General features: G+C 71.8%; 11 protein-coding genes and 1 pseudogene. 8 read left to right on the forward strand and 4 right to left on the reverse strand.

Features of this window, described 5'->3' with window-relative positions:
* Window positions 1–135 precede the first annotated feature (135 nt).
* Entirely contained in the window at window positions 136–1,119 is a 984-nt protein-coding gene (locus ADK57_RS12590) for a heavy metal transporter (RefSeq protein ID WP_078973089.1), read from the reverse strand.
* Between the two features lie 86 nt (window positions 1,120–1,205).
* On the opposite strand from ADK57_RS12590, the gene dapE reads away from it, so the two are divergent.
* Together dapE and ADK57_RS12600 are read left to right on the forward strand one after the other, a co-directional pair.
* Window positions 1,206–2,285, forward strand: a complete 1,080-nt coding sequence (dapE, locus tag ADK57_RS12595; RefSeq protein ID WP_053749499.1) for a succinyl-diaminopimelate desuccinylase — start codon at window positions 1,206–1,208, stop codon at window positions 2,283–2,285.
* A gap of 122 nt (window positions 2,286–2,407) precedes the next feature.
* Window positions 2,408–3,166: a TIGR00730 family Rossman fold protein gene (locus ADK57_RS12600; RefSeq protein WP_053749500.1), complete on the forward strand. Its 759-nt coding sequence runs from the start codon at window positions 2,408–2,410 to the stop codon at window positions 3,164–3,166.
* 159 nt (window positions 3,167–3,325) lie between these two features.
* Here the strand turns inward: ADK57_RS12600 and folP are convergent, their stop codons facing one another.
* Complete coding sequence (gene folP / locus ADK57_RS12605; RefSeq protein ID WP_053749501.1) at window positions 3,326–4,186, reverse strand: dihydropteroate synthase; 861 nt, start codon at window positions 4,184–4,186, stop codon at window positions 3,326–3,328.
* 153 nt (window positions 4,187–4,339) lie between these two features.
* Between folP and ADK57_RS12610 the strand changes: the two genes are divergently transcribed.
* Together ADK57_RS12610 and ADK57_RS12615 are read left to right on the forward strand one after the other, a co-directional pair.
* Window positions 4,340–4,690 carry a DivIVA domain-containing protein gene (locus ADK57_RS12610; protein ID WP_053749502.1) on the forward strand — a complete coding sequence of 117 codons (351 nt, stop codon included), beginning with the start codon at window positions 4,340–4,342 and terminating at the stop codon, window positions 4,688–4,690.
* Window positions 4,687–5,271, forward strand: coding sequence for a DNA-3-methyladenine glycosylase I (locus ADK57_RS12615; protein ID WP_053749503.1), 585 nt, complete (start codon window positions 4,687–4,689; stop codon window positions 5,269–5,271). Before ADK57_RS12610 ends, ADK57_RS12615 begins: the two co-directional genes overlap by 4 nt.
* 27 nt (window positions 5,272–5,298) lie before the next feature.
* Here the strand turns inward: ADK57_RS12615 and ADK57_RS12620 are convergent, their stop codons facing one another.
* Window positions 5,299–6,102 carry an enoyl-CoA hydratase/isomerase family protein gene (locus ADK57_RS12620; protein WP_053749504.1) on the reverse strand — a complete coding sequence of 268 codons (804 nt, stop codon included), beginning with the start codon at window positions 6,100–6,102 and terminating at the stop codon, window positions 5,299–5,301.
* Between the two features lie 377 nt (window positions 6,103–6,479).
* Here ADK57_RS12620 and ADK57_RS47270 point away from each other — a divergent pair, with 377 nt between their 5' ends.
* Window positions 6,480–6,647: a DUF3117 domain-containing protein gene (locus tag ADK57_RS47270; RefSeq protein ID WP_003966491.1), complete on the forward strand. Its 168-nt coding sequence runs from the start codon at window positions 6,480–6,482 to the stop codon at window positions 6,645–6,647.
* A gap of 100 nt (window positions 6,648–6,747) precedes the next feature.
* On the opposite strand, the gene ADK57_RS12625 is transcribed toward ADK57_RS47270, so the two are convergent.
* A complete protein-coding gene (locus ADK57_RS12625; RefSeq protein ID WP_078973090.1) occupies window positions 6,748–7,446 on the reverse strand; it encodes an O-methyltransferase in 699 nt (232 codons plus the stop codon).
* Window positions 7,447–7,609: 163 nt separating this feature from the next.
* On the opposite strand from ADK57_RS12625, the gene sigE reads away from it, so the two are divergent.
* The 3 genes and pseudogenes from sigE to ADK57_RS52415 form a co-directional block, all read left to right on the forward strand.
* Window positions 7,610–8,383 carry an RNA polymerase sigma factor SigE gene (gene sigE / locus ADK57_RS12630; RefSeq protein WP_234390157.1) on the forward strand — a complete coding sequence of 258 codons (774 nt, stop codon included), beginning with the start codon at window positions 7,610–7,612 and terminating at the stop codon, window positions 8,381–8,383.
* Window positions 8,380–9,354, forward strand: coding sequence for an anti-sigma factor family protein (locus tag ADK57_RS12635; RefSeq protein ID WP_053749507.1), 975 nt, complete (start codon window positions 8,380–8,382; stop codon window positions 9,352–9,354). Before sigE ends, ADK57_RS12635 begins: the two co-directional genes overlap by 4 nt.
* A gap of 602 nt (window positions 9,355–9,956) precedes the next feature.
* Window positions 9,957–10,451, forward strand: a pseudogene (locus ADK57_RS52415) (hypothetical protein); the annotation flags it as partial.

Genomic DNA, 10,451 nt, shown 5'->3' on the forward strand with positions numbered 1-10,451 from the left:
GGTCCGAAAGTGTGCCGAATCCTTACAGCCCTTGGCTCTCAAGGGTCTCGACGAATACGGGGGTGACGCGACGAAAACCTGCACACACCCACGCCCGAACCGGGCGGACGTAACCCTTCCGAGTGGGCGCCCGTACTACTGAGCGGTGACGATTCGGACCGAGCCGGCGGCCCGCTCCGCGCCTCCGGCGCCCTTCGTGCCGGCGGTACGCCACTGGCTGTCCGTGTTCCCGGCCGTCCACTGCCGCCCGGCGTACGAGACCCGCTCGATGTGCAGCGCGGAGGCGTTGGCCACGGCCCAGTGCGCCAGCTGCCAGCCGCGCTGCCGAAGGCTGCGGCCGGAGCCGGAGCCGGAGCCCGTCTCGGCGGTCACGGGCAGCGTGACGGTCCGCCCGCCGCCTCCGCTCCCGCTCGCGGAGGGCGTCGGCGTGGGGGTCGCCTCGGCGCCCACCTCGGCCGAGGCCGACTCCAGCACGTCCTGCCCGAAGTCCCGTACGAGCGCGGTCCGCACCGCGTCCGCACCCGCGGCCCGCGTGGCGTCCGGACGGCCCTCGCAGGTCAGCGTGGCCGCCGACTGCCCGGTGAGGGCGGCGGCGAGCAGCGTGGCGTCCGGCTCGTGCTTGGCGTACGCCGTCGGATAGCCGCTGCGCTGCACCTTCTGCGCGGCGACGGTCAGTGGCAGTTCCGTGTAGTCGGCCACCTTGGCCAGGTGCTCGTAGAAGATGTTCGCCGAGTAGGTCGGGTCCAGGATCTCCTTCGACGTGCCCCAGCCCTGCGAGGGCCGCTGCTGGAACAGGCCGAGCGAGTCGCGGTCGCCGTGGGTGATGTTGCGCAGCGCCGACTCCTGGAGCGCGGTGGCGAGCGCGATCGTCACGGCCCGCTCGGGCATCCCGCGCCCGGTGCCGACGGCCGCGATCGTGGCCGCGTTCACCGCCTGCTCGGGCGTGAACTCGTAGGTGGCTCCGTCGCTCCTGCCCGAGACGACCTTGCACCCCGGTGTGCCCGCGCCGGTGACGTACTGCACCACGAGGTAACCGGCCACGGCACACAGGACCACCAGGGCCGCCACGAAACGGAAGAGGCGGCCACGACGCTTGGGAGTAGGGGACAGCTCTGGCACGCGCCACAAGATACTGGAGAGTACTGTGCGCGCTGTGCCAGGCGGGGAAAGTCAGGGGCCGGCCCCGGGGAGTTAGGGTCGACAGCATGGCCGACACCTCACTTGACCTGACGCTGGACGCAGCGAAGCTCACCGCGCAGCTCGTCGACTTCCCCTCCGAGAGCGGCACCGAGAAGCCCCTCGCGGACGCGATCGAGATCGCCCTGCGGGCGCTGCCGCACCTGACGGTCGACCGGTACGGCAACAACGTCGTCGCCCGGACGAACCTGGGCCGCTCGGAACGCGTCATTCTCGCCGGCCACATCGACACCGTCCCGATCGCGGACAACGTCCCCTCCCGGCTCGACGACGAGGGCTACCTGTGGGGCTGCGGTACGTGTGACATGAAGTCCGGGGTGGCCGTGCAGCTGCGCATCGCGGCGACCGTCCCCGCCCCGAACCGCGACCTCACCTTCGTCTTCTACGACAACGAAGAGGTCGCCGCCCACCTCAACGGCCTGAAGCATGTGGCCGCGGCCCACCCCGACTGGCTGGAGGGCGACTTCGCGATCCTGCTGGAGCCGACGAACAACCAGGTCGAGGGCGGCTGCCAGGGCACGCTGAGGGTCTTCCTGAAGTTCACGGGGCAGCGGGCGCACTCCGCGCGCGCCTGGATGGGCTCCAACGCGATCCACGCGGCCGCCCCGGCGCTCGCCAAGCTCGCCGCGTACGAGCCGCGCAAGCCGGTCGTGGACGGTCTCCGGTTCCACGAGGGCCTCAACGCCGTACGCATCGAGGGCGGTGTCGCCACCAACGTCATCCCCGACGCCTGCACCCTCGTCGTCAACTTCCGCTACGCGCCCGACCGCAGCGAGGAGGAGGCGGAGGCGTTCGTGCGCGAGTACTTCGCGGACTGCGGTGTCGACGAGTTCGTCGTCGACGACCACACCGGCGGCGCCCGTCCCGGCCTCACCCACCCCGCCGCGCAGGCCTTCATGGCGGCCGTCGGCGGCGAGGCCCGCCCCAAGTTCGGCTGGACGGACGTGGCCCGTTTCAGCGCCCTCGGGGTACCCGCGGTGAACTACAGCCCGGGGGAGCCGCTTCTCGCCCACAAGGTGGACGAGCGGGTCAAGGCGTCGCTCATCCCGCAGGCGGAGGAGCGGTTGAGGTCGTGGCTGACGGCATGAGGGGGCGCGTGACGCCGTGATCGTGCTTGGTGGCGCTTCATGGCGGACATGCTCACGTCCCCCGTCCGTAACCAGCGTAGATCTACGCTGAGGTGGAAAGACGGCAAGCGGAGGGAGCGCACATGGCTACTGGCAACCCCGAGGGCAGGAAGCAGCCACCGGAGGAGCAGCGCCTGGGACCCGTCCTCCGGAGGCGGGGACAGGTCCAGGCCAGCACGACCGACCAGCGTCTGCTGGACGCGGGCGGCCCCTCGGACTGGGTCCACACCGACCCGTGGCGCGTCCTGCGCATCCAGTCGGAGTTCATCGAGGGCTTCGGCACGCTCGCCGAACTCCCGCCCGCGATCAGCGTGTTCGGTTCCGCCCGTACACAAGCGGACTCGCCGGAGTACGAAGCGGGCGTGAAGCTGGGGCGAGGCCTGGTGGAAGCGGGCTTCGCGGTGATCACGGGCGGCGGCCCGGGCGCCATGGAAGCCGCCAACAAGGGCGCCTGCGAGGCGAAGGGCATCTCCGTCGGCCTGGGCATCGAGCTTCCCTTCGAGCAGGGGCTCAACCCCTACGTCGACATCGGCCTCAACTTCCGCTACTTCTTCGTCCGCAAGATGATGTTCGTGAAGTACGCCCAGGGCTTCGTGGTCCTGCCGGGCGGCCTGGGCACGCTGGACGAACTGTTCGAGGCGCTCACCCTCGTCCAGACCCAGAAGGTGACCCGCTTCCCGATCGTCCTCTTCGGTACGGAGTACTGGGGCGGGTTGGTGGACTGGCTGAAGAACACGCTGATCGCGCAGGGCAAGGCCTCGGAGAAGGACCTGCTCCTGTTCCATCTCACGGACGACGTGGACGAGGCGGTGGCGTTGGTGTCGAAGGAGGCGGGCCGCTAGCGGACGCCATCCAGCCCGTCCGGCGTTCGAGGACGAGGCCGTCCGGGCCGATGGGGGTCCAGGCCGATGGGGGTCCGGGGGCGGAACCCCTGGGCGGGGTCGACAGGGGCGGAGCCCCTGGGGACGGGACGGGAAGGGGCGGCGGGGGCGACGAAATCCCTACGCCAGCCCCCTCCGCGCCACCGCCGGCGCCCGGTGCCCCGCGATCGACGCCACCATGTCCAGCACCTGCCGGGTCTCGCCAACCTCGTGCACCCGATACACCTGAGCACCGAGCCACGCAGACACGGCCGTCGTGGCCAACGTCCCCACCACGCGCTCCTTCACCGGCTTGTCCAAGGTCTCGCCCACAAAGTCCTTGTTGGACAGCGACACCAGCACCGGCCACCCGGTGCCGACCATCTCCCCGAGCCGCCGCGTAGCCTCAAGACTGTGCCGCGTGTTCTTCCCGAAGTCGTGCCCGGGATCGATCAGCACCGACTCCCGAGGCACCCCGAGCGACACCGCCCGCTCGGCCAACCCCACGGTCACCCGCAGAATGTCGGCCATGACGTCGTCGTACGTCACCCGATGCGGCCGCGTACGAGGCTCGGCACCTCCCGCGTGCGTACACACCAAGCCCACCCCGTACCGGGCGGCGACCTCGGCCAGCCCCGGGTCCACGCCACCCCACGCGTCGTTCAGCAGATCCGCGCCCGCCTCGCACACGGCCTCGCCGACTTCGGCCCGCCAGGTGTCCACGCTGATCACGACATCGGGAAAGCGCCGCCGGACCTCCGCCACGAAGCCGACCGTCCGCCGCGACTCTTCCTCCGCCGTGACCTCTTCGCCCGGCCCGGCCTTGACCCCGCCGATGTCGACGATGGCCGCGCCCTCCGCCACCGCCTGCTCCACGCGCGCGAGAGCCGGCTCGTCGCGGAAGGTGGCCCCCTGGTCGTAGAAGGAGTCCGGGGTCCGGTTCACGATCGCCATGATCACCGGCTCGTGCGTGTCGAATTCACGCCTGCCCAGCCTGAGCATCCCCTGTGACCTCTCCTCGTGCGTCGTGATCCGCGGCGTCTGTGGCCGCCTGCGACCCTAACTGCCAGACTCGCATGGCACGATCGGACCCTGACACATTCGACGCCGGCGCCCAGCACGCCGGCACCGACCATGGGGACCTCAGCGATGGTTATGTTCTTGTTCCTGGTCATCGCGCTGGCCGTGGTGGTCGCCGCGGTGACGCTCGCCGTCGTGGGCGGCGGAGAGAGCAGCGGCCCGCTGCCGGAGGCCGCGCCCGAGCGCCTGCAGGACCCGCTGCCGCTGGACCGCCCGGTGAACCGCGCGGACATCGAGACCCTGCGCTTCCCGCTGGCCGCCCGCGGCTACCGCATGGCCGACGTCGACGACGCGCTCGGCCGCCTCGGTGCGGAGCTCGCCGAGCGGGACGCCCGGATCGCCGACCTGGAGTCCGCGCTGGCCGGCGCGCAGGCCGCCGCGAGCCACGTCTCCATGGAGAAGCCCTCCCCGGAGGAGCGGCCGTGAGCGACGGCACCGCCCTCGCCGGTCCGGACGGCGCGCTGCGCTGCCCGTGGGCGCTGTCGACCGAGGACTACGTGACGTACCACGACCAGGAGTGGGGCCGCCCGGTCCACGGCGACGACGCGCTCTTCGAACGGCTCAGCCTGGAGGCCTTCCAGTCCGGCCTGTCCTGGATCACGATCCTGCGCCGCCGCCCGGGCTTCCGCGCCGCCTTCGCCGGCTTCGAGATCGCGAAGGTCGCCGCCTTCACCGACGACGACCGCGAGCGCCTCCTCGCCGATGCGGGCATCATCCGCAACCGCGCCAAGGTCGACGCGACGCTCGCCAACGCGCGCGTGCTGACTGACTGGGCCCCGGGCGACCTGGACGACCTGATCTGGTCCCACGCCCCGGACTCGGCCACCCGCCCGGTCCCGAAGACCCTCTCCGACGTCCCGGCGGTCACCCCCGAGTCGACGGCCCTGTCGAAGGCCCTCAAGAAACGCGGCCTGCGTTTCGTCGGGCCGACGACGGCGTACGCGCTGATGCAGGCGTGCGGGCTGGTGGACGACCACCTGGAGGCGTGTGCGGCGAGGCGGGGCTGAGTCCCGCCTCGCCGCACACCTTCCGGCTCAGCGGCCCAGGTACTTCGGCTTCTCCTTGTTCACGAACGCCTGCACCGCGATCGCGTGGTCCTCGGACCCGCCCGCCCGCGTCTGCAGCTCGTCCTCCTTCTCCAGGGTCTCGGCCAGGGAGTGCGACAGCCCGTAGGCCATCGCCTCCTTGATCGCCCCGTACGCCACCGTCGGCCCCTCGGCCAGCGCCCGCGCCACCTTCTCCGCCTCGCCGCGCAGGTCCGCCGACGGTACGACCCGGTTGGCGATCCCGAGTTCGTACGCCTCCTGCGCCGTGATGCTCCGGGGGAAGAGCAGCAGGTCGGCCGCCCGGCCCGGTCCGATCACCCGGGGCAGCGTCCAGGAGATCCCCGAGTCGGCGGTCAGCGCCACGCCCGCGAACGACGTGTTGAAGGCCGCGGTGTCCGCCACGACCCGGTAGTCCGCGGCCAGCGCGAAACCGAACCCGGCCCCGGCGGCGACCCCGTTCACCCCGGCCACCACGGGCTTGCGCATCTCGGTCAGCGCCCGCGCGATCGGGTTGTAGTGCTCGCGCACGGTGCTCATGGTCTGCCCGGTGCCCGCCTCGCGGTCGGAGGCCAGCAGCCCGATGTGCTCCTTGAGGTCCTGCCCCACGCAGAACGCCCGCTCGCCCGCGGCGGTCAGCAGTACCGCCCGTACGGCCTCGTCGGCGGCCGCGGCCTGGACCGCGTCCCGGAGGGCGACCTTGGTGGCGATGTTCAGCGCGTTCATCGCCTCCGGGCGGTTCAGCACGATCGTCGCGAGTCCGTCGCTCACCTCGTACAGCACGGTGTCGGCCATGGCGTGTCCCCTCCGGTTCGCGGCTCGGACGTACTCGTCGGTACGTCCCTGTGTCCGAAGGACAGCATGGCGGAGATCATCGTCCGAGGGCCGGACCGGACGTGTGACCTGCGTCAAAGAATTACCGACCGGGTGCGGTCGGTGGATGTCCGCGGGGCGGCGCAGTATCGCAGTCACATCGCCGAATTGAGTGGTTTTGCTCGCGCGCGTTGCCCAAGCGATGCCGACTGATGTTGGTCATCGGGTGCTGAGATGCGGGATAATGGCCTGGAAGCAATGTGTTCGATGCCGGTGTCGTGTGTCCCACCCCCGGGACAGGCGTGCCCTCCAGGGCCGTCGGCTTTGACGATGAGCTGGTTTCAGGAAGGGGAACGAGCATGGCGGCCATGAAGCCGCGGACGGGCGATGGCCCGCTCGAGGTGACCAAGGAGGGGCGGGGCATTGTCATGCGCGTTCCGCTCGAAGGCGGCGGGCGGCTCGTCGTCGAGCTGACCCCCGATGAGGCCGACGCGCTCGGTGACGCCCTCAAGAAGGTCGTCGGCTGACGCGGAAGCGCACCATACCTTTTCAGCAACCCCGGCATCCCGAGCGGTGCCGGGGTTGCTGTTTGCCTTGCCCGGCGCCTGTCTCACATGCCTCGAACGGTCAGCGCTTGACTGCGCAGAGCAGCCCGTCACCCACTGGGAGCAGTGACGGCACGAGTTCCTGGCTCTCGCGCACCGCGCGCAGCAGCTCCCGCAGTCGCAGGACCTCCGTGGGCTGCGGGCCCGAGTCGACGGTCCGGCCGTTGGCGAAGACGCCCTCGAAGACGACCAGACCGCCGGGGCGCAGCAGGCGCAACGATTCAGCGAGGTAGTCCATGACCTCTTGCCGGTCGCCGTCGCAGAAGACGAGGTCGTAGCCGGCGTCCGCGAGCCGCGGCAGGACGTCCAGAGCGCGGCCGGGGATGAAGCGGGCCCGGTTGCTGGCGAAGCCGGAGGCGCGGAAGGCCTGGCGGGCGAACTGCTGGTGTTCCGGCTCCGGGTCGACCGTGGTCAATACGCCGTCGGCGCGCATGCCGTGCAGCAGGTGGATGCCGGACACGCCCGTGCCGGTGCCGATCTCCGCGACCGCCTTGGCCTCCACGGTGGCGGCGAGCAACCCGAGCGCCGCGCCCGTGCCGGGCGACACCGAGCGCAGCCCCGCCTCGCGGGCCCGGTCACGGGCCCAGCGCAGGGCTTCGTCCTCGGCGACATAGGCGTCGGCGAACGCCCAGCTCGTCTGCCGGTTGCCGGTAATGACCCTCTCCTGTCCCCGTGGTTGCCTGGGCGTGACTGTATCCGTTGGTGTCGGGAACCCGCAGATGGGACCGGGCGTTTAGAGGGGTGGGAGACAGAGCGGGGGGACACGGTTGGATCACGACGACGAGCAGGCGCTCGAGCAACTGCTGACGCAGCCGCACGAGCCGTACCAGCACAGATCAATTTCTCGTAAAACCGCTTATCCGGAGCTAACGGGCGAGGTGGCTATGGTAGGGGCTCCACTGGACACCACCAGAGCCGACAGGGGAGGTGCGGCTGCACCTGTGGATCGCGGAGGAGTGCTCCGGCGCTTCCTCGGATCGGCGGGCAGGCCGAAATCCGTGAACGACACCGCTGCTGACCCCAGCCACGCCGCTGAATACGCCCAGACCGCGACCTTCTCCACCGACGCGGACGGGCAGGCGTGGACTCCGCCCACCTGGGAGGAGATCGTCAGCACCCACAGCGGCCGGGTGTACCGGCTCGCCTACCGTCTGACGGGCAACCAGCACGACGCCGAGGATCTCACCCAGGAGGTCTTCGTCCGCGTCTTCCGCTCGTTGTCGACCTACACGCCGGGCACCTTCGAGGGCTGGCTGCACCGCATCACCACCAACCTCTTCCTGGACATGGTCCGCCGCAAGCAGCGCATCCGCTTCGACGCCCTCGGCGAGGACGCGGCCGAGCGGCTGCCCAGCCGCGAGCCGTCGCCCCAGCAGGTCTTCAACGACGCGCACTTCGACGCCGACGTCCAGCAGGCTCTCGACACCCTCGCCCCCGAGTTCCGTGCCGCGGTCGTCCTGTGCGACATCGAAGGACTGTCGTACGAGGAGATCGCCGCGACCCTGGGCGTCAAGCTCGGCACCGTCCGGTCCCGGATCCACCGAGGCCGCTCCCAGCTGCGCAAGGCCCTCGCCCACCGCTCGCCGGAGGCCCGGGCCCAGCGCCGCTCCTTCATGGCCCGTGTTCCCGCGCTGGGGGGAGGGGGCGCGACCGCGTGAGTGGATCACGGCCTACCCCGTCCGAACAGCACCTGGGAGACCGACTCGCCGCCCTTGTGGACGGAGAGCTCGGTCATGAGTCACGCGACCGCGTCCTCGCGCACCTGGCCACCTGTGCCAAGTGCAAGGCAGAGGCCGACGCACAGCGCCGACTGAAGAACGTCTTCGCGGAGGCGGCACCGCCGCCGCCCTCGGAGAGCTTCCTGGCCCGTCTCCAAGGGCTTCCCGCGGGAGACGACACGGACGACGGTGACGACTCGCCGTTCGGCGGGTCGGCGTTCGGCGGCGGGCTCGCCGGAAGATCCGGCGCCGCCGGGGTCTTCGGTCTGAAGCGCGGCGAGCGCTTCGAGTTCGACTACCTGCCGGCCCGTTCGCACGCCTCCGTGCTTCCGCCCTCCTCGGCGAACCGTGGCTTCCGCATCCATGACGTCAGCCGCCACGAGGCCGAGCGGTCCGCCTCGCGCGGGCTGCGGTTCGCGTTCGTCGCCGCCGGGGCGGTGTCCCTGGCCGCGATCGCGCTGGGCGGGGTCACCACGGTGACGCCGACCGACACGGCCGTGGACGCGCGCGGCGGCTCCGGCGGCAGCAATGTGACGCCGGCCCGCACACAGGGCACGGGAGCCGCCACGGCACCCGAGAACCAGCGTCGCCGTGGGCTCGGCCCGCTGCTCGCACAGAGCCAGGGCTCGCTCGGTGACAACCCGGTCGCCCGGACCGAGATCTCGGCACCGCTGCTGCCCGGGGCGCCGACGCCCGCGGTCGGCCAGGTACAGGAGGGCGTCCACTCGCTGGCCGCGCCCGTGATGGCCGGCGCGGCCGCCATGTCCCCTCTGATACGTCCGCTCAGCGCGACCCCACCGCTCTCCCTCACCACGTGGTCCACCAACCCGGACCTCCTCGCCACCCCCGGCCTCCTCGCCGCACCCGTCCCCGACTCGACCTCGGCGTCTTCCTCCCCCACTCCCCGCTGACCGGCCTCTGCGCGGCGGCTCGGGAACCTGGTTGAATCCAGGGGAGTCGGCCAGGGGAGCCGACGCACCGCGGCCACCGCGTGGCCTGCCCGGCGGATCGTGCCGCAGCGAAGCGAACTGTGCCTGACAGGTGCAGGCGAGCGGGGGTACGTTCGGCGCGTGGGCCTGCGAGGCGGGGCCCGAGCTGTGGGGAGAGCATGAACGAGGGGAAGCCCACGAAGGCGAAGTGGTGGAGCCGTCCTCGACCGCAGGTCCTTCCGGACCCGGCGGAGCCGGTTGAGACGTCGGGTGGGACGGAGCCGGGGGTGCCGGTTGAGACGTCGGGTGGGACAGGGACGCCGGTGCCGACAGAGGCGCCCGGTCCGGTGGTGGACGCGGTGCCGGATGAAGTGCGGCTCGCTGCGCGCGGTCACGATTCCGACGGTGACTTCGAACTCAGGGCCCCGGCCCCGGAGAACGCGCCTGACACAGCGGGCGACTATGAACTGAGAGTCCCGGACGCCGTGCCCGGCACCGGGGGCGACTTCGAACTGGCGCGGCCCAGTGGGGTGCCTGCGGCGCCGGAGGGGGAAGCAGCCGTGGTCGGGCCTGCCGTCGATCACGTGACCGCACCTGGGGTCGTCGAACACGTCCCCGTGTCGGTGACAGACCCTGCTGCCGAGCCGGACGCCGGGGCGGCCCCTCCCGCCACACAGGCCTCCGAGCAGCCCGCTGGACTTCCCGCCGAGCGGCCCGCCGCGCCAGTCGTCGAACGCCCCCGGCCCCTGCACGACCCCGACCCCTACAGCACCCCGCCCTACGGCGAGCCGGGTCCCTGGGCACCCGCTCCGCCCGTCCAGCACCCGGCGACGACGCCCACCCACGGCACGTCGGCACCGCCGCCTCCCGCCTCCGGCCCGCGGGCCCAGGCCCCGGCTGCCGGCCCGCACGCCATGTCCTCGGCCTCCGGCCCGCGCCCTTCGGCTCCGGTGTCCGGCGCGCACGCCCAGGACCAGGCCCCCGGCCCGCATGCTCCGGCCCTCGGCGCGCCTGTCCCGATCCCCGGCGCCCCCCTCCCGGCCGCTGCGGCGCACGGCTTGGCGGCCCCCATACCGGCC

The organism is Streptomyces sp. MMG1533, from assembly GCF_001279775.1.
Classification (GTDB): domain Bacteria; phylum Actinomycetota; class Actinomycetes; order Streptomycetales; family Streptomycetaceae; genus Streptomyces.

What these genes read in the sequence shown, in the direction of transcription:
- ADK57_RS12620 (WP_053749504.1), bottom strand. Translation starts at nt 6,102, where the DNA reads ATGGCCGACACCGTGCTGTACGAGGTGAGCGACGGACTCGCGACGATC.
- ADK57_RS47270 (WP_003966491.1), top strand. Translation starts at nt 6,480, where the DNA reads ATGGCGGCCATGAAGCCGCGGACGGGCGATGGCCCGCTCGAGGTGACC.
- ADK57_RS12610 (WP_053749502.1), top strand. Translation starts at nt 4,340, where the DNA reads ATGTTCTTGTTCCTGGTCATCGCGCTGGCCGTGGTGGTCGCCGCGGTG.
- folP (WP_053749501.1), bottom strand. Translation starts at nt 4,186, where the DNA reads ATGCTCAGGCTGGGCAGGCGTGAATTCGACACGCACGAGCCGGTGATC.
- ADK57_RS12600 (WP_053749500.1), top strand. Translation starts at nt 2,408, where the DNA reads ATGGCTACTGGCAACCCCGAGGGCAGGAAGCAGCCACCGGAGGAGCAG.
- sigE (WP_234390157.1), top strand. Translation starts at nt 7,610, where the DNA reads ATGGTAGGGGCTCCACTGGACACCACCAGAGCCGACAGGGGAGGTGCG.
- dapE (WP_053749499.1), top strand. Translation starts at nt 1,206, where the DNA reads ATGGCCGACACCTCACTTGACCTGACGCTGGACGCAGCGAAGCTCACC.